The 17,364-nt window shown below is 66.0% G+C and carries 15 protein-coding genes; 8 read left to right on the top strand and 7 right to left on the bottom strand.

From position 1 onward, the window contains the following. Window positions 1–34 precede the first annotated feature (34 nt). Both DU475_RS00975 and DU475_RS00970 read right to left on the bottom strand, forming a co-directional pair. Window positions 35–1,627 carry a sensor histidine kinase gene (locus tag DU475_RS00975; RefSeq protein WP_013503218.1) on the bottom strand — a complete coding sequence of 531 codons (1,593 nt, stop codon included), beginning with the start codon at window positions 1,625–1,627 and terminating at the stop codon, window positions 35–37. A 168-nt stretch (window positions 1,628–1,795) separates the two neighbouring features. Beyond that, on the bottom strand, window positions 1,796–2,665 hold the full coding sequence (locus DU475_RS00970; RefSeq protein WP_142882382.1) for an NAD(P)-dependent oxidoreductase: 870 nt from the start codon (window positions 2,663–2,665) through the stop codon (window positions 1,796–1,798). Window positions 2,666–2,957: 292 nt separating this feature from the next. Between DU475_RS00970 and DU475_RS00965 the strand changes: the two genes are divergently transcribed. Both DU475_RS00965 and DU475_RS00960 read left to right on the top strand, forming a co-directional pair. Further along, window positions 2,958–4,073: an Mrp/NBP35 family ATP-binding protein gene (locus DU475_RS00965; protein ID WP_013503216.1), complete on the top strand. Its 1,116-nt coding sequence runs from the start codon at window positions 2,958–2,960 to the stop codon at window positions 4,071–4,073. 250 nt (window positions 4,074–4,323) lie between these two features. Next, complete coding sequence (locus DU475_RS00960; RefSeq protein WP_013503215.1) at window positions 4,324–5,415, top strand: TRAP transporter substrate-binding protein; 1,092 nt, start codon at window positions 4,324–4,326, stop codon at window positions 5,413–5,415. 174 nt (window positions 5,416–5,589) lie between these two features. On the opposite strand, the gene DU475_RS00955 is transcribed toward DU475_RS00960, so the two are convergent. The 5 genes from DU475_RS00955 to DU475_RS00935 all read right to left on the bottom strand — a co-directional run bounded on the left by DU475_RS00955 (window position 5,590) and on the right by DU475_RS00935 (window position 10,691). Beyond that, a complete protein-coding gene (locus DU475_RS00955) occupies window positions 5,590–7,431 on the bottom strand; it encodes a TRAP transporter large permease (protein WP_013503214.1) in 1,842 nt (613 codons plus the stop codon). Between the two features lie 37 nt (window positions 7,432–7,468). Continuing rightward, window positions 7,469–8,065: a TRAP transporter small permease subunit gene (locus tag DU475_RS00950; RefSeq protein WP_013503213.1), complete on the bottom strand. Its 597-nt coding sequence runs from the start codon at window positions 8,063–8,065 to the stop codon at window positions 7,469–7,471. Between the two features lie 186 nt (window positions 8,066–8,251). Then, window positions 8,252–9,286, bottom strand: a complete 1,035-nt coding sequence (gene moaA / locus DU475_RS00945) for a GTP 3',8-cyclase MoaA (RefSeq protein WP_047309602.1) — start codon at window positions 9,284–9,286, stop codon at window positions 8,252–8,254. Window positions 9,287–9,404: 118 nt separating this feature from the next. Beyond that, window positions 9,405–9,851 (bottom strand): hypothetical protein, encoded by a 447-nt coding sequence (locus DU475_RS00940; protein WP_041807410.1) that lies wholly within the window; start codon window positions 9,849–9,851, stop codon window positions 9,405–9,407. Between the two features lie 162 nt (window positions 9,852–10,013). Then, window positions 10,014–10,691 (bottom strand): HAD-IA family hydrolase, encoded by a 678-nt coding sequence (locus tag DU475_RS00935; RefSeq protein WP_047309601.1) that lies wholly within the window; start codon window positions 10,689–10,691, stop codon window positions 10,014–10,016. Window positions 10,692–10,838: 147 nt separating this feature from the next. Here DU475_RS00935 and rpiA point away from each other — a divergent pair, with 147 nt between their 5' ends. The 6 genes from rpiA to DU475_RS00905 all read left to right on the top strand — a co-directional run bounded on the left by rpiA (window position 10,839) and on the right by DU475_RS00905 (window position 17,355). Next, window positions 10,839–11,537 (top strand): ribose-5-phosphate isomerase RpiA, encoded by a 699-nt coding sequence (rpiA, locus tag DU475_RS00930; RefSeq protein ID WP_013503209.1) that lies wholly within the window; start codon window positions 10,839–10,841, stop codon window positions 11,535–11,537. A gap of 26 nt (window positions 11,538–11,563) precedes the next feature. After that, window positions 11,564–12,073: a DUF2059 domain-containing protein gene (locus DU475_RS00925; protein ID WP_013503208.1), complete on the top strand. Its 510-nt coding sequence runs from the start codon at window positions 11,564–11,566 to the stop codon at window positions 12,071–12,073. Window positions 12,074–12,090: 17 nt separating this feature from the next. After that, window positions 12,091–13,476 (top strand): glutathione-disulfide reductase, encoded by a 1,386-nt coding sequence (gor, locus tag DU475_RS00920; protein WP_164630144.1) that lies wholly within the window; start codon window positions 12,091–12,093, stop codon window positions 13,474–13,476. A 187-nt stretch (window positions 13,477–13,663) separates the two neighbouring features. After that, window positions 13,664–15,052, top strand: a complete 1,389-nt coding sequence (locus tag DU475_RS00915; RefSeq protein WP_011157539.1) for a class II 3-deoxy-7-phosphoheptulonate synthase — start codon at window positions 13,664–13,666, stop codon at window positions 15,050–15,052. 145 nt (window positions 15,053–15,197) lie between these two features. Next, window positions 15,198–15,551 carry a diacylglycerol kinase gene (locus DU475_RS00910; RefSeq protein ID WP_164630142.1) on the top strand — a complete coding sequence of 118 codons (354 nt, stop codon included), beginning with the start codon at window positions 15,198–15,200 and terminating at the stop codon, window positions 15,549–15,551. 46 nt (window positions 15,552–15,597) lie between these two features. After that, on the top strand, window positions 15,598–17,355 hold the full coding sequence (locus DU475_RS00905) for an NAD+ synthase (protein ID WP_164630141.1): 1,758 nt from the start codon (window positions 15,598–15,600) through the stop codon (window positions 17,353–17,355). The last annotated feature ends 9 nt before the right edge of the window (window positions 17,356–17,364 follow it).

Below are 17,364 nucleotides of genomic sequence, written 5' to 3'. Positions count from 1 at the left end.
GGCTGACATTGGTCGCCTCCCGCAAGTCCCGATCTCACAATCCGGTGCCGGCGTTCATGATCGGCTGCCGGCGCGCACGGCTCGTCTCGCTGGTCTCGACGGCGTCCGGCTGCAACGGCGGCGCTTCGTTCAGCGGCGCCAGCGCCGACATCACCCGCTCCGGCGGGAAGGTGACGATCACTTCGGTGCCGATCCGCAGCTTGGATTTCAACGTGAAGGTGCCGCCGTGCATGTCGATCAGGCTCTTGGCGATCGGCAGGCCGAGGCCGGCGCCCTGTTCGGCGGATTTGATCGAGTTCGAGCCCTGGCCGAACGAGGCGAGCACGATCGGAATCTCCTCTTCGGGAATCCCGGAGCCGGTGTCCTTGACGCTGAGATACTGTCCGCCGGACGCGGTCCAGCCGGCCTTGAGCCAGATCTCGCCGCCCTGCGGCGTGAACTTGATGGCGTTCGACAGCAGGTTGAGCACCACCTGGCGCACCGCGCGCTCGTCGCCCCAGATCCGCGGCATTCCCTGCTCGAACACCTCGTGGATGGTGATGCCGCGGCTGGTGGCGCGCAACTTGAGCAGGTGGTGACAGTCGCTCACCACGTGGACCAGCGAAATCGCCTCCTCGTTCAGTTCGTAGCGGCCGGCTTCGATCCGCGACAGATCGAGGATCTCGTTGATCAGGTTGAGCAGGTGCACGCCGGAATTGTGAATGTCGGCGGAGTAATCCTTGTAGGCCGGCACCGCGTGGGCGCCGAAGATCTCGCTCTTCATGACTTCCGAAAAGCCCAGAATGGCGTTGAGCGGCGTGCGTAGCTCGTGGCTCATCTGCGCCAGAAAGCGCGACTTGGCGACGTTGGCGGCCTCGGCGCGGTGCCGGGCCTCGTCGGAGATCGCCTTCGACTGCTCGAGCTCGGCGATCAGCACGTCCTTCTCCGCGCGCGCCTGCAGCGTCGCCAGCGTGGTGGAATGCAGCCGGTGCGCGAGCAGCGCGAAGTAGCCTTCGGCCGCGACGGTGAGCGCCGCCAGGATGTATTTGTCGAACGAGCCGCTGAGCGCGAAGTTCACCGCGATCGCGGCCGTCACCGGCACCGTGGCGGCCAGCGCGGCGATCGGCAGGCTCGCCGCCAGCATCGACGAAACCGCCACCACCAGCAGCATCAGGAACATCAGCAGCGTGCTCGAGACCACGCTGAGGCCGGTCGGGTGAATCAGGATCGCGGTCCATGCCAGGCCGTACAGCAGGTCGAGCAGTACGAACCGCCGCCGCCAGATCCGGGTCCGCGGCAATGAAGCGGGTTCCTGGAGGAAACGGCTGCAATTGCGGATCACCACGGCGTGGATACTGAGCATCCCCACCGTCCAGGCGCCCGCCGCCAGCGGGTCCATCCAGATCCCGAACAGCACGCCGGTGACCACCACCAGCAGCATCACGACGTAGGACGCCGACAGCCGGGTCTCGGCATATTGCCGAACGAGCTCGTGGTCGAAGGCCGGGCGCGTGCCGCTGGTCGAGGTCAGGCGGTCGCGCGCCTCACGCACCCGTTGCGCCGCCGCCCGCCGGTTGCGCGCCGGCGCGGCCACCGGAGGCTCAGCCGGAAGCTGAAAGACTTCGGGCTTTTCGGCGGACTCACTCATCAACCAACACAAATCCTGCGCGCAAACGCGCGCGGTTTCCCCAGCCTATATCTGGCGGCAAATCCTTAAGAGCAGCCTTAGAGGGAAGATTATTCCGGTTAACAGGTGGCTAACGATCACGGTGAAGGCTGCGTGAAAACCGCGAGCGCCGCCGAAACAGTCGGGTTCTCAGCGCTGCAGCCGCGCCAGCAGGCTGGAGGTGTCCCAACGGCGGCCGCCCATCGTCTCCACCTCGGCATAGAAGGTGTCGACCAGTGCGGTGACCGGCAGGCTGGCGCCGTTGCGCCGCGCCTCGGCGAGGCAGATCGACAGATCCTTGCGCATCCATTCCACCGCGAACCCGAAATCGTATTTGCCGTCGTTCATGGTCTTGTGGCGGTTCTCCATCTGCCACGACTGCGCGGCGCCTTTGGAGATGGTGTCGATCACCGCGTCGACGTCGAGGCCAGCCTTCTTGGCGAAGTGGATGCCTTCCGACAGACCTTCGACCAGCCCGGCGATGCAGATCTGATTGACCATCTTGGTGAGCTGGCCGCTGCCGGCCGGTCCCAGCAGCTTGCACATCCGCGCATAGGCGGCGATCACCGGCTCGGCCTTTGCGAAGTCGTCCGGCCGTCCGCCGCACATCACCGTCAGCACGCCGTTCTCGGCACCGGCCTGGCCGCCCGACACCGGCGCGTCGATGAAGTGGAAGCCGGCGCCGCTCGCGGCGGCGTCGAGTTCACGCGCGACCTCTGCCGAGGCGGTGGTGTGATCGACGAAGATCGCGCCCTTGCTCATCGCCGCGAAGGCGCCATCCGTGCCCGTCGTCACCGCGCGCAGATCGTCGTCATTGCCGACGCAGGCCATCACGAAGTCCTGGCCGGCGGCCGCCTCGGCGGGGGTCGGGGCGGTGCGGCCGCCGAACTTCTCGGCCCAGGCTTTCGCCTTGGCCGCCGTCCGGTTGTACACCGTCACCTCGTGGCCGCCTTTGCTCACGAGATGTCCGGCCATCGGAAACCCCATGACGCCGAGACCGAGGAAAGCGACTTTGGCCATGTCTGGACCCTTCAGTTGGACGAAGCGCGCGGCGCGCCCGATCGGGTTGTGGTGAGGGCGGCCCGGTGCAGGCGCGCGAGGAGGAGCCGTCAGCATACGGCGCGAGCCTTGCGGAGCAAGCCTCGTTGAGGGGCGTGTCGGCACGTTCCCCTTGCATCGCAGCATGGCCGCACCGAGGCTCCGCCTTCGCCGGTCGCGGTCGCTACGCCCCGCCGGCCAGGAACCATTTCCCCGCTTGAACCGATCGACCGCATGTGATCGGTGGGCTCGCAAAGCGGGCAGGAGACTTGCAGTGAGCGTGACCCAGCAACAGATTCTCGACAGCCTGGCCAAGGTGACGACGCCGCGCGGCGTGCCGCTGACCAAGGCCGGCGTGCTGTCCGAGATCGCCGTGACCGACGGCAAGGTATACTTCTCGATCAATGTCGATGCCGCCGAGGCGCGCGCCTGGGAAAGCGTGCGCAGCGACGCCGAAGCCGCGGTGCGGGCCACGCCCGGGGTCGCCAGCGCGCTGGTCGCGCTGACCGCTGAGCGCAAGCCGGGCAGTGCGCCTGCGCCGCAGAGACCCGGCGTGGCTCCGGTGTCGGCGCATCGTCCCGCCGGCGCGCCGGGCGCCGGCCTTCCCAAACAGGCGGAGATCCCCGGAGTCGGTGCGATCATCGCCGTCGCCTCCGGCAAAGGCGGCGTCGGCAAATCGACCACCGCGCTCAATCTCGCGCTCGGCCTGCGCGACCTCGGTCTCAAGGTCGGGCTGCTCGACGCCGACATCTATGGTCCGTCGGTGCCGCGCCTGACCGGGATTCACGAGAAGCCGCAGCTCGACGACAGCCGGCGGATGATTCCGATCGCGCGGTTCGGTCTCTCGATCATGTCGATCGGCTTCCTGGTCGACGAAGAGGCGCCGATGATCTGGCGCGGCCCGATGGTGATGTCCGCGATCACCCAGATGCTGCGCGACGTCGACTGGGGCAAGCTCGACGTGCTGGTGGTCGACATGCCGCCCGGCACCGGCGACGCGCAACTGACGCTGGCGCAGACCGTGCCGCTGAAGGGCGCGGTGATCGTGTCGACGCCGCAGGATCTGGCGCTGATCGACGCCCGGCGCGGTCTGGCAATGTTCACCAAGGTGAACGTGCCGGTGATCGGCGTGATCGAGAACATGAGCTACTTCCTGTGCCCCGAATGCGGCACCCGGTCGGATATCTTCGGGCATGGCGGTGCACGGCACGAGGCCGAGCGGCTCGGCGTGCCGTTCCTCGGCGAAATTCCGCTCCACATGGAAATCCGCGCCACCTCGGACGCCGGACGGCCGGTGGTCGAAACCGAGCCGAACGGACCTCATGCGACGATCTATCGCGCGATCGCCGCCAAGGTGAGTGACCGGCTGCGGAGTCTCGCGGCGAATTGATGCACTGCGAAGTGATCGGAGGCGAGTCGGACCGGCCGCTTCGCCGGTCCGATCGCCATCGGCCTGCTGCGATCACGCCGGAATTTCGACCTTCGACTTTGGTTGAATCTCAGATATCTACCCGGTCGCAGCGTTTTCTGCGGGTGATCATCCGTGTTAGAGACGCTTCGCCACAAACGGCTCCGCGGTCCGCTTTTCTGGTCGGGCGCGCATGGAATCCCGGGAAACGCCGGCAACAAGGAGATGCCTTATGAAACGTCGTGACTTTCTGAAAGTGTCAGCTACCGGCGCTGCGGCGGCAGCCGCGGTGGCTTCCCCGGCGATTGCGCAGTCGTCTCCCGAGGTGAAGTGGCGGCTGACCTCCAGCTTCCCGAAGTCGCTCGACACCATCTATGGCGGCGCCGAGTATCTCGCCAAGCAAGTCGCCGAGATGACCGACAACAAGTTCCAGATCCAGGTGTTCGCGGCGGGCGAAGTCGTCCCCGGCCTGCAGGCGCTGGACGCGACGTCCAACGGCACCGTCGAGATGTGCCACACCGTGTCGTACTACTACGTCGGCAAGGATCCGACCTTCGCGGTGTTCGCGTCGGTGCCGTTCGGCCTCAACGCCCGTCAGCAGAACTCCTGGCTGTATCAGGGCGGCGGCAACGAGCTCGCCAACGAATTCTACAAGAAGTACAGCGTGGTCGGCTTCCCCTGCGGCAACACCGGCACCCAGATGGGCGGCTGGTTCCGCAAGGAGATCAAGACCGTCGCCGATATGAGCGGCCTCAAGATGCGCATCGGCGGCATTGCCGGTCAGGTGCTGCAGAAGGTCGGCGTGGTGCCGCAGCAGATCGCGGGCGGCGACATCTACCCGGCGCTGGAGAAGGGCACCATCGACGCCGCCGAGTGGGTCGGTCCCTACGACGACGAGAAGCTCGGCTTCCAGAAGGTCGCGAAGTACTACTACTATCCGGGTTTCTGGGAAGGTGGCCCGACCGTGCATGCCTTCACCAACCTCGAAAAGTTCAACTCGCTGCCGAAGAACTATCAGACGATCCTCGCCAACGCGGCGGTCAACACCAACACCTGGATGAACGCGCGCTACGACATGCTCAACCCGACCGCGCTGAAGCGCCTGGTGGCGAGCGGCACGCAGCTCCGTCCGTTCTCGAATGAGATCCTCGACGCCTGCCTCAAGGCGACCAATGAGCTTTGGGGAGAACTCTCGGCGAAGAATCCGGACTTCAAGAAGGCGATCGACGCGATGCAGGCCTATCGGTCCGACCAGTATCTGTGGTGGCAGGTCGCCGAGTACACCTACGACAGCTTCATGATCCGCTCGCGCACCCGCGGCTGATCCAGCAAGCATCGCAGAACAAATCAGCCCGGCCTCCGCGAGGAGGCCGGGCTTTGTTATTTCGTGATTTCATCCGCGTCATTGCGAGCGCAGCGAAGCAATCCAGCGGCCGCATGCCGAGGCCCTGGATTGCTTCGTCGCTGCGCCCCCCGCAATGACGGGGAGAGTGCCTGCTCAGAATTTCGGCGGTCCGAGATCGATCTGCGGCATCTCGATCTGCGGGATCTCGATCTGTACCTTGGACGGGTCGATCGTCGAGGCTGCGCCCTTGTAGTGCATCACCATCGCCGGGAAGGCGATCACCAGTGCGACCATGATGAGCTGAATGACCACGAACGGCACCGATCCCCAATAGATCTGGCCGGTGGTGACGGGCGCCATCTGCTTGCCGCTGACGCGGTCGATATACGGCACCTTCGGAGCCACGGAGCGCAGATAGAACAGGGCGAACCCGAAAGGCGGGTGCATGAACGAGGTCTGCATGTTGACCGCCATCATCACGCCGAACCAGATCAGGTCGATGCCGAGCTTGTCCGCCGCCGGTCCGAGCAGCGGGATGACGATGAAGGCCAGCTCGAAGAAGTCGAGGAAGAACGCCAGCACGAACACGAAGACGTTGACGAAGATCAGGAAGCCGAGCTGTCCGCCGGGCAGCGACACCAGCAGCTCTTCGACCCAGCGATGGCCGTCGACGCCGTAGAAGGTCAGCGAGAACACGCGGGCGCCGACCAGGATCATCACCACGAAGGCGGTCAGCTTGGCGGTGGACTCGGTGGCCTGCCGGGTGAGGTCGAAGGTCAACCGGCGCTTCATCAGCGCCAGCACCATGGCGCCTGCGGCGCCCATCGCACCACCTTCGGTCGGCGTCGCGACGCCGATGAAGATCGTCCCGAGCACCAGGAAGATCAGACCGAGCGGCGGCACCATCACGAACACGACCTGCTCGGCGAGCTTGGACAGCAGCTTGAGCCGGAGCACCCTGTTCAGCACAGCGATGACGAAGGACAGCGCCACGGTGATCGACATCGTCAGCACGATGTAGTCGGCCCCCGCCTTCACTTCGGTGAAGCGCATCGCGACGATGCCGGCCGCCGTCGAGGCGACAACCACCAGATACAGCGACATCGTCATGGTCCGAATGATGCCGATGAACGGCCGGAACAGCACGGCCGTCAGGACCACGAACCAGAATGCCTGCATCACCAGTCTGGACAGGCCGACCTTGTCGAACGCCGGCATGCTCCAGGCGAAGATGTCGCTGTGCACGGCCAGCAGATACGCCGCGCCGCCGGCCGAGAGCGCGGCCAGCGGCATCATCACCGGGTGCCGGATAGTTTCGGGCTCGCGCAGGGTCTGCGCCTCGAGCGGCAGGCCGGGGGCCGCCTTGGGGGCGAATACCGTCACCAGGAAGATGTAGCTCGCATACAGCAGCGACAGCACGATCCCCGGGATGAAGGCGCCTTCGTACATGTCACCGACCGAGCGGCCGAGCTGGTCGGCCATCACGATCAGCACCAGCGACGGCGGGATGATCTGCGCCAGCGTGCCGGACGCGGCGATGACGCCGGTCGCGACGCGGCGGTCGTAGCCGTATCGCAGCATGATCGGCAGCGAGATCAGCCCCATCGAGATCACCGAGGCGGCGACAACGCCGGTGGTGGCGGCGAGCAGGGCGCCGACGAACACCACCGCGTAGGCGAGGCCGCCGCGGACCGAGCCGAACAACTGGCCGATGGTCTCGAGCAGGTCCTCCGCCATGCCGGATCTCTCCAGCACCAGCCCCATGAAGGTGAAGAATGGAATCGCGAGCAGCGTCTCGTTGTTCATCACCCCGTAGACGCGATCGGGCAGCGCCTGCAGGAAGTCCGGGCGAAACAGGCCGAGTTCGATGCCGATGAAGGCGAACAGCAGGCCGTTGGCGGCGAGCGAAAACGCCACGGGATAGCCCAGCAGCAAGAACACCACCAATGACGCGAACATGATCGGCGCCATGTAGTGGATCAACAATGCGGTCATGCGGACCAGCCCCCCAATGCGATGACCACGAAGCGGCTTACTTTTTGTCGCCGCCGACGTTGAGTAACAGCCGCTCGGCTTCGAGTTCCGCCGAACTCTGTGCCCCCTGTGGCAACGCGTTGCTGTCGGGAATAGCTCCGACCATCATCGCGAAGCGCTTGATGATCTCCGAGACGGCCTGAATGATCAGCAGCACGCACATGATCATGATCAGCGATTTGGCTGGCCATTGCGGCAGGCCGCCGGCGCTGAACGACTGCTCGTTCTGCTGGTAGGAAACCAGGAAGAAGGGGATCGACCACCACAGCAGGATCACCGCGAACGGCAACAGGAAGAAGACGTGACCGATCATGTCGATCGCGCCGCGCAGCTTGAGCGGGAGCTTGTGGTTGATGATGTCGATGCGGATGTGCTCGTTGCTGAGCAGCGTCCAGGGGGAGCACAGCATGAACACCACGCTGAACAGCACCCACTGCAATTCCAGGAACGAGTTCGACGACATGTCGAAAAGCTTGCGGACAACCGCGTTGACCGCCGAGATCAACACCGCGGCGACGACCAGCCAGGACAGCCAGCGGCCCACGACAGTATTGAAGGCGTCGATGATCCTGCTCAGTCCAAGCAATGCTCGCAACGCTCGGTCTCCTCCCGTTTCGCCCGGCCCGCGCGGTCACGACACGAAGCGGCCTTGGTAGCCGAGGGCTCGCGAAGCGAGCGCACCAAACCAGCGCATCACCGTTCCGTCAATTGGAAAATGGCAATCAGGAGCGTGATGTTCAGTAGCGATAGTGATTAGGTCGCGCCGGAGGGCGATGACCACTCACCCCCCGGTGACGCTCATATGCCTGCTGACGCTCGGGCGGTTGTGGCGGCGGTCGATGATGAAGTCGTGGCCCTTCGGCTTCGTTCCGATCGCCCGATCGATCGCGGCGCTGAGCAGCGCGTCGTCGGCCGAGGCGCGCAGCGGGCGGCGCAGGTCGGAGGCGTCCTCATGGCCGAGGCAGGTGTGGATAGTGCCGGTGCAGGTGATCCGAACCCGGTTGCAGGATTCGCAGAAATTGTGGGTCAGCGGCGTGATGAAGCCGAGCCGGCCCCGGGTCTCCTCGACCCGGACGTAGCGGGCGGGGCCGCCGGTCGAGTCGGGCAGGTCGGTCAGCGTATAGTTGCTTGCGAGCCGGGCGCGGACCAGCGACAGCGGCACATACTGATCGATCCGGCCTTCGCCGATCTCGCCGAGCGGCATCACCTCGATCAGTGTCAGCCCCATGCCGAGGCCGTGGGCCCACCGCATCAGCGACGGGATCTCGTCCTCGTTGCAGCCCTTCAGCACGACGGTGTTGATCTTCACCGCGAGCCCTGCGGCGCGGGCGGCGTCGATTCCGGCCAGCACCCGGTCGAGCTCGCCCCAGCGGGTGATCCGGCGGAACTCGACCGGATCGAGCGTGTCGAGCGAAACGTTGACGCGGCGGACGCCGCAATCGGCAAGCTCGGCGGCGAAGCGGGCGAGCTGAGAGCCGTTGGTGGTGAGGGTGAGTTCGTCGAGCGCGCCGCTGTCGAGGTGTCGCGACAGCGAGCGCACCAGCGACATCATGTTGCGGCGAACCAGAGGTTCCCCGCCGGTGAGCCGCAGTTTGCGCACGCCCTTGGCGATGAAGGCCGAACAGAGCCGGTCGAGTTCTTCCAGAGTCAGCAGATCGGAGCGCGGCAGGAAGGTCATGTCTTCCGCCATGCAGTACACGCAGCGGAAGTCACAACGGTCGGTGATCGAAACCCGCAGGTAGTCGATGGTCCGGCCGAACGGATCGGCCATCGGCCGATACAATGCGTCTGGCGGATTGATCGCGGCGCTGGTCATGCGGGCTGCCCTGTCGCGGTCGCCGCCGGTCGCGGCAAGTGGCTCCGCACTATCTAGGCACGATCAGCGACCCGCACAATCACGCAACGTGGTGCGACGCAATAGATGCAGCGCAATATCAGCGCGCGGCTTCGGCGGGGGCAGGGAACGGCGAGGCTTCCGCCGGTGCCTCGGCCGCCGCGGCCGGCTTGGCCGCGCGCGGCTTGCGGACCTGGCGCGACTTGCGGGCCGGCTTGGCCGCCTGCAATTCCGCGGTCACCGGATTCGGCGTCACCGTGGTGGCGCCTTCCGACATGAAGCCGCCGGGCGCTACGACCACTTGAACCGGAACGATTGCGGTCTGGAACTTGTCCATCGTGAAGGTCACGCTGAAATCCGCCGGCGGCACTTTGATCGAGCACGGCGTCTTGCAGCTCTGCCCGGTGGAGGCGATGGCGTCCGCCCCTGGCGGAATCGAATCGAGCTGTACCGTGACGTCCGGCGGAGTCGATTTGAACGCGTCGGACATCGACGCGCAGCCGCCCAGCGAGAGCCCTGCCAGGGCGATGACTACGATTTGACGCATGTGATCCCATCCGTTCAGTGCGGCCAACGGCCACAGTCCCGGGCGGACCATAGGAGCCTGCCGCAACGCTGGCAACCGCGCGGCCGACAAACTTAAGAGTTAGTTAACGCAGCCTGTTAGCGAACCAAATTCCGCCACAATCTCAACGGTATCGCCTTCGGGTCAGCGGCGTGGCAGCAACTGTCCGACCGCCTTCGGCAGTTCACGCATGTGGCCGACCAGCAGGTCCGGTTCGAGCTCCGCGATCGGCACTTCGGTGTAGCCGAATTCCACCCCGATCACCGGCACGCCGGCGCGCCGCGCGACGCCGACGTCGGGACCGGCGTCACCGACCATGATGGCCGCCGACAGGTCGCCGCCGGCCTTGGCCACCGTCTCGCGCAAGATCGCCGGGTCCGGCTTGGCGACTCCGAAGGTGTCCGCGCCGCAGATCGCGGCGAAGCGCGGGCTGAGGTCGAGCCGGTCGAGCAGCAGCTTCGACAGCCATTCCAGCTTGTTGGTGCAGACCGCGAAGCGATAGCCGTGCTCCGACAGCTCGTCGAGCGTCGCTTCCAGCCCTTCGAAGGGGCGCGACTCGTCGGCGATGTGGGCTGCGTAGTAGTCGATGAAATCGACCGTCAGCCGGTTGATGTCGTCCTGAGCGATGACCCGGCCGTCGAGCTCGAGGCCGCGTTCGAGCAGGCGGCGCGCGCCTTGCCCGATCATGTTGCGCGCGACGGCCATCGGGACGGCCGGCATGCCTTCGCGGATCAGGATGAAATTCAGGGCATTGATCAGGTCGGGCGCGGTATCGACCAGCGTGCCGTCCAGATCGAACACAACGATGGGAGATGCGGTCATGATCGACCGCTAACCTTCTCTGCGGGAATGTGCAACCATCTGGCGGCGCTCGACCCCAGAATCCGTGCTGTTCGTGTCGGTCAAACGCCGCTAGATATGCCGCGCCGCGCCGGGGACAGCGAGGGCGGAAACGGGGTAGGCCGGGTCATGGACAAGGAAGAGTTGAAGCGGCGGGCTGCGGCGCGGGCGCTGGACGAGGTGCGGGGCGGGATGAAGCTCGGCCTCGGGACCGGTTCGACTGCGAAGCACTTCGTTGAACTACTTGGCGAAAGGGTGCGTGCCGGGCTCGACGTGGTGGGGGTGCCGACCTCGGAAGTGACGCGTGCCGATGCCGAGCGTTGCGGTATCCAATTGACGACGCTGGACGAAATCGACCACCTCGACATCACTGTCGACGGTGCCGACGAGGTCGACCGCAATCTCGATCTGATCAAAGGCGGCGGCGGGGCGTTGCTGCGCGAGAAGATCGTCGCGGCGGCGTCGGATCGCATGATCGTGATCGCCGATGAATCCAAGCTGGTCGACACCCTCGGCCGCTTCCCGCTGCCGATCGAGGTGATTCCCTTCGGGCTGGCCGCGACTCGCCGGGCGGTGCAGGACGCGTGTGCGGCGGCCGGCTGCGCCGGCGAACTAAAGCTCCGCCCGGGCAAAGACGGCCATGCTTTCGTCACCGATGGTGGCCACTGGATCGTCGATGCAAAGCTCGGGCGGATTCCCGATGCTCCCCGTCTGGCCCAATTGCTGTCCGCGATTCCGGGCGTGGTCGAGCACGGGCTGTTTGTCGGAATCGCGCGCACCGTGGTGTTGGCGGGGGCGACCGGAATCCGAACCATCGAACGCGCATGAGCGCCGATAATCTCAGGAGAACCGTAATGAAATATCTGTCGAAGGCATTGCTCGCCGCCGCCCTGGTGGTCGGCGTGGCGATGGTCGGGCATCAGGCCCAGGCCCAGACCAAGCAGCCGACCCCGGCCGCGATCGCGTCCGCCAAGGAGATCCTCGAACTGAAGCGGGCCGGCGGCATCTACGCCCAGGCGGTACCCAACATCATCCAGCGCACCATGGATACGCTGATGCAGAGCAATCTGAACTATCAGCAGGATCTCAAGGACGTCGCGGTGGTGATCGCCAAGAAGATGGCCGGCCGCGAGAAGGAGATCGGCGACGGCATGGCCAAGATCTACGCCGCCGACTTCACCGAGCAGGAATTGAAGGATCTCGTCACCTTCTACAAGTCGCCGCTCGGCCAGAAGCTGCTGACCCAGGAGCCGAAGTCGATCGCCGAAAGCATGCAGTTCATGAACCAGTGGGCGCAGAAATTCGCCGAGGAAGTGAACGGCGAATTCCGCGCCGAGATGCGCAAGCGCGGCAAGACCATCTGATCGACCAGCGAGGCGACATGACCGACTTCGACGCGGACCTGTTCGTCATCGGCGGCGGCTCTGGCGGCGTTCGCGCCGCGCGGATCGCCGCCGGCTACGGCGCCCGCGTCGTCGTCGCCGAGGAGTACCGGTTCGGCGGCACCTGCGTGATCCGCGGCTGCGTGCCGAAGAAGCTGATGGTGTACGCTTCGCACGTCCACGAAGAAATTCGCGATGCCGCCGGCTTCGGATGGACCATCCCCACCGCCGAGTTCGACTGGGCGACGCTGATCGCCAACAAGGACAAGGAGATCGCCCGGCTGGAGCAGATCTACGCCGGCAATCTCGAGAACTCCGGTGTCCGCACCGTCAAGGCGCGCGCGGTGTTCGAGGATCCGCACACGCTGCTGCTGTCGACCAGCGAACAGGTGCGGGCCAAGACCGTCCTGATCGCGACCGGCGGCGCGCCCAATCACGGCCGGCCGATTCCCGGCATCGAGCACGTGATCTCGTCCAACGAGGTGTTCCACCTCGAGCAGCAGCCGAAGCGCATCCTGATTCAGGGCGGCGGCTACATCGCGCTGGAATTCGCCTGCATCTTCGCCGGCCTCGGCTCCGACGTCACGCTGGTGTACCGCGGCGACAACATCCTGCGCGGCTTCGACGAGGACGTGCGCGCCCATGTCCGCACCGAGATGGAGCGGGCCGGCATCACCATCATCACCGGATGCACCGTGACCGCGGTGGAAAAGCTCGGCGAGGAATACACCTCGCATCTGTCAGGCGGCTCCAGCATCGCCTCCGACCAGGTGATGTTCGCGATCGGCCGGCATCCGGCGGTCGCCAATCTCGGGCTCGAAAAGGCCGGCGTCGCGATCAATCCGGACAATGGCGGCATCGCGGTCGACGAGCACTGCCGCACCTCGGTGCCGCACATCTATGCGGTCGGCGACGTGACCCATCGCACCAATCTGACGCCGGTGGCGATCCGCGAGGGCCATGCCTTCGCCGACACCGTGTTCGGCGGCAAGCAGGTCGAGGTCGACTATTCCTGTATCCCGACGGCGGTATTCTCCCAGCCTCAGGTCGGCACCGTCGGGCTCACCGAAGCGCAGGCGCGGGCGGCCCATGCTGTGGTCGACATCTACAAGGCCGATTTCCGTCCGATGAAGGGGACGATGTCGGGCAGCCAGTCGCGCATCCTGATGAAGCTGATCGTCGACGGCACCACCGACCGCGTGCTCGGCTGCCATATCGTCGGCCCGGAGGCCGCCGAACTGGTGCAGGTGATCGCGATCGCGATCCGGATGAAGGCCACCAAGGCTGATTTCGACGCCACCATGGCGCTGCATCCCACCGCTGCCGAGGAGCTGGTGACGATGCGCAACCGGACCGCGCGCTACCTGCGCGAGGCGGCCGAATAGCCGGTCGCGGCGTTCCGGCGGCCCGCCGACAGTTCGGGCGCGGCCGCCGCGCCAACGAATTAGGCTTTTGCCGCAAGGGGTTGTAGTCTTGAGCGGATTTCCAACTAGCGGTTGGCAGGGCGGCTGTGTATAACGCGCCCGCCGCGACCCGTTTTTAACTAGCGGCTTGTTTCTTCAGGAGTGGCCTATGTCCGAACGCTGGACACCCGATAGCTGGCGCGCCAAGCCGGTGCAGCAGATGCCGCAATATCCCGACGCGAAGGCGCTGGCGGATGTCGAGGCGCAGCTCGCGAGCTTTCCGCCGCTGGTGTTTGCGGGCGAAGCGCGCAACCTGAAGAAGGCGCTGGCCACCGTGGCGGCCGGCGATGCTTTCCTGCTCCAGGGTGGCGACTGCGCCGAGAGCTTCGCCGAGCACGGCGCCAACAACATCCGCGACCTGTTCCGCGTCTTCCTGCAGATGGCGATCGTGCTGACCTATGCGGGCGCCTCGCCGGTGGTGAAGGTCGGCCGGATCGCCGGCCAGTTCGCCAAGCCGCGCTCGGCCCCGGTCGAGAAGCGCGACGGCGTCGAGCTGCCGAGCTATCGCGGCGACATCATCAACGACGTCGCCTTCACCGAGGAAGCCCGGGTGCCCGATCCGCGCCGGCAGATCGAAGCGTACCGGCAGTCGGCCGCGACGCTGAACCTGCTGCGCGCCTTCGCCAAGGGCGGCTACGCCAGCGTCGAGAACGTGCATAGCTGGATGCTGCAGTCGGTCAGCGACAGTCCGCAGTCGAAGGCCTATGCGGATCTGGCCGACCGCGTCTCCGGCGCGCTCGATTTCATGCGCGCCTGCGGCCTCACTTTCGCGGTCGATTCCTCGCTCGGCACCACGGACTTCTACACCAGCCACGAGGCGCTGCTGCTCGGCTACGAGCAGGCGATGACCCGCGTCGACTCCACCACCGGCGACTGGTACGCGACCTCCGGCCACATGCTGTGGATCGGCGATCGCACCCGCCAGCTCGACCACGCCCATGTCGAGTATTTCCGCGGCATCAAGAATCCGATCGGCCTGAAGTGCGGTCCGTCGCTGAAGACCGACGAGCTGCTCAAGCTGATCGACATCCTCAATCCCGACAACGAGCCGGGCCGGCTGACGCTGATCGGCCGTTTCGGCCATGAGAAGATCGGCGAGCACCTCCCGGCGATGGTCCGCGCCGTCAAGCGCGAGGGCCGCACCGTGGTCTGGTCGTGCGATCCGATGCACGGCAACACCATCACGTCGAACTCCGGCTACAAGACCCGACCGTTCGACCGCATCCTGTCGGAAGTCCGCTCGTTCTTCGCGGTCCACGCCGCGGAGGGGACGCATGCCGGCGGCGTGCATCTGGAGATGACCGGCCAGAACGTCACCGAGTGCCTCGGCGGCGCCCGCGCCATCACCGACGAAGACCTCAACAACCGCTATCACACCGCCTGCGATCCGCGGCTCAACGCCGAGCAGTCGATCGACATGGCGTTCCTGATCGCGGATCTGCTGAAGCAGGGCCGCGCCGGCAAGGCCAGCCCGCTGCAGGCGGCGGCCGGGTTGTAGCACCACCTTCTCTACGTCGTCATGGCCGGGCTCGTCCCGGCCATCCACGCCTTCACAGGCATGGCCTCTCAAGACGTGATGGCTTCTCAAGACGTGGATGCCCGCGACAAGCGCGGGCGTGCGACACATAGGGGCTTTGGGTCAGGTGCTGAGGTTCTGGCGGGCGACGATCAATTCGTGGCGCGGGCTGAAATTCGCGATCCGCTCCGAGCAGGCGATCCGCGAGGAACTGGTCGCGCTGGTGCTCGCCGTGCCCGCCGCCTGGCTGATCGGTACCACGGCGGCGCGGCGCGTCGAACTGGTCGCGGTGGTCGCGCTGGTGATCGTGGTCGAACTGCTCAACACCGCGATCGAAAAGCTCGCCGATCGTCTCACCACCGAACACGACCTCCAGATCGGCCGGGTCAAGGACATGGGCTCGGCCGCGGTCGGCGTCGCGCTGGGAATCGCCGGCCTGTTCTGGCTGTTTGCGCTGGCCGAGCGGCTCGGGCTGCTCTGACGCGGCGCCGATTGCGGAGGCCGCGGGCTGCGGCTACATCTCGACGATGACCGAAAATCTCGCCCGCCTGACGATTTCGCTCGCCCAGCTCAACCCGACGGTCGGCGATATCGCCGGAAATGCCGACAAGGCCCGCGCCGCGCGCCGGCAGGCCGCCGCCGATGGCGCCGATCTCATCGTCTATCCGGAACTGTTCATCGCCGGCTATCCGCCGGAAGATCTGGTGCTGAAGCCGGCGTTCCAGGCCGCCTGCCGCGCCGCCATCGAGGAACTGGCGCGCGAGACCGCCGATGGCGGACCGGCGATGTTGATAGGCTCGCCCTGGGTCGATGGCGGCAAGCTCTACAATGCCTGCGCGCTGCTCGACGGCGGCCGCATCGCCGCGCTCCGGTTCAAGGTCAATTTGCCGAACTACGGCGTGTTCGACGAAAAGCGGGTATTTTCCCGCGGACCCGTTGCGGGTCCGATGACGATCCGCGGCGTCCGGATCGGAGTGCCGATCTGCGAGGACACCTGGCTGGAGGAATCCGACGAGTACGAGAACGTCGTCGAGTGTCTGGCCGAGACCGGCGCCGAGATCCTGATCGTCCCCAACGGCTCGCCTTACGCAGGCGGCAAGACCGATCTGCGGATGTCGGTATCGGTGGCGCGCGTCACCGAGAGCGATCTGCCGCTGGTGTATCTCAATCAGGTCGGCGGCCAGGACGAACTGGTGTTCGACGGCGCGTCCTTCGTGCTCAACGCCGATCGCACGCTGGCCGCTCAGTTGCCCGGCTTCGTCGAGAGCATTACCACGCTGAACTTCGTGAGGGGCGCGGCGGGCTGGCGCTGCGACGGCCCGGTGGCGCCGGTGCTCGAAGGCGACGAGGCCGACTACGCAGCCTGCGTGCTGGGTCTGCGCGACTACGTCCGCAAGAACGGCTTTCCCGGCGTGCTGCTCGGGATTTCCGGCGGCATCGACTCGGCGCTGTGCGCGGCGATCGCGGTCGACGCGCTCGGCGCGGGCAAGGTCCGCGGCGTGATGCTGCCGTTCCGCTACACCGCGCAAGTCTCGCTCGACGACGCCGGCCGTCTCGCGGGCGCGCTCGGCTTCGGCTACGAGGTGTTGCCGATCGCGCAAGCTGTCGAAGGCTTCGAGGCGATCCTGGCGAAGCCGTTCGCAGGCCTCGCGCGCGACATCACCGAGGAGAACCTGCAGGCGCGCACCCGCGGCACGCTGTTGATGGCGATCTCCAACAAGACCGGCGCCATGGTGGTGACCACCGGCAACAAGTCGGAGATGAGCGTCGGCTACGCCACGCTGTACGGCGACATGAACGGCGGTTTCAACCCGATCAAGGACATCTACAAGACCCAGGTGTTCCGGCTGTCGTCCTTGCGCAACCGCTGGAAGCCGCACGACGCGCTCGGCCCGGACGGCGAGGTAATCCCCGAGAGCATCATCATCCGCCCGCCGACCGCGGAGCTGCGCGAAAACCAGACCGACCAGGATTCGCTGCCGCCCTACGACGTGCTCGACGCCATCCTGCAGCGGCTGGTCGAACGCGAAGAGCCGCTCGCCAGCATCGTCGCCGAAGGCTTCGACAAGGACACCGTCGTCCGGATCGACCGCCTCCTGAACATCGCGGAGTACAAGCGGCGCCAAGCGGCGCCGGGCGTCAAGGTCACCCGCAAGAACTTCGGCCGCGACCGCCGCTACCCGATCACCAACCGTTTTCGCGACAAGGCCGAAGCGCTGCCGGCACCGGACGAGACGCTGGTGACGAAGGCTGGGCGGGCGTCGAGCGAGGCGTTCGAGGGTTGATTGTCTTGT

This window comes from Rhodopseudomonas sp. WA056 (assembly GCF_010906995.1).
In the GTDB taxonomy this organism is placed as follows: Bacteria; Pseudomonadota; Alphaproteobacteria; order Rhizobiales; family Xanthobacteraceae; genus Rhodopseudomonas; species Rhodopseudomonas palustris_G.
The sequence above is the reverse complement of the archived record's forward strand: the minus strand, read 5'-3'. Positions and strand labels throughout refer to the sequence as shown.

What these genes read in the sequence shown, in the direction of transcription:
- DU475_RS00975 (WP_013503218.1), bottom strand. Translation starts at nt 1,627, where the DNA reads ATGAGTGAGTCCGCCGAAAAGCCCGAAGTCTTTCAGCTTCCGGCTGAG.
- DU475_RS00970 (WP_142882382.1), bottom strand. Translation starts at nt 2,665, where the DNA reads ATGGCCAAAGTCGCTTTCCTCGGTCTCGGCGTCATGGGGTTTCCGATG.
- DU475_RS00960 (WP_013503215.1), top strand. Translation starts at nt 4,324, where the DNA reads ATGAAACGTCGTGACTTTCTGAAAGTGTCAGCTACCGGCGCTGCGGCG.
- DU475_RS00955 (WP_013503214.1), bottom strand. Translation starts at nt 7,431, where the DNA reads ATGACCGCATTGTTGATCCACTACATGGCGCCGATCATGTTCGCGTCA.
- moaA (WP_047309602.1), bottom strand. Translation starts at nt 9,286, where the DNA reads ATGACCAGCGCCGCGATCAATCCGCCAGACGCATTGTATCGGCCGATG.
- DU475_RS00940 (WP_041807410.1), bottom strand. Translation starts at nt 9,851, where the DNA reads ATGCGTCAAATCGTAGTCATCGCCCTGGCAGGGCTCTCGCTGGGCGGC.
- DU475_RS00935 (WP_047309601.1), bottom strand. Translation starts at nt 10,691, where the DNA reads ATGACCGCATCTCCCATCGTTGTGTTCGATCTGGACGGCACGCTGGTC.
- rpiA (WP_013503209.1), top strand. Translation starts at nt 10,839, where the DNA reads ATGGACAAGGAAGAGTTGAAGCGGCGGGCTGCGGCGCGGGCGCTGGAC.
- DU475_RS00925 (WP_013503208.1), top strand. Translation starts at nt 11,564, where the DNA reads ATGAAATATCTGTCGAAGGCATTGCTCGCCGCCGCCCTGGTGGTCGGC.
- gor (WP_164630144.1), top strand. Translation starts at nt 12,091, where the DNA reads ATGACCGACTTCGACGCGGACCTGTTCGTCATCGGCGGCGGCTCTGGC.
- DU475_RS00915 (WP_011157539.1), top strand. Translation starts at nt 13,664, where the DNA reads ATGTCCGAACGCTGGACACCCGATAGCTGGCGCGCCAAGCCGGTGCAG.
- DU475_RS00905 (WP_164630141.1), top strand. Translation starts at nt 15,598, where the DNA reads ATGACCGAAAATCTCGCCCGCCTGACGATTTCGCTCGCCCAGCTCAAC.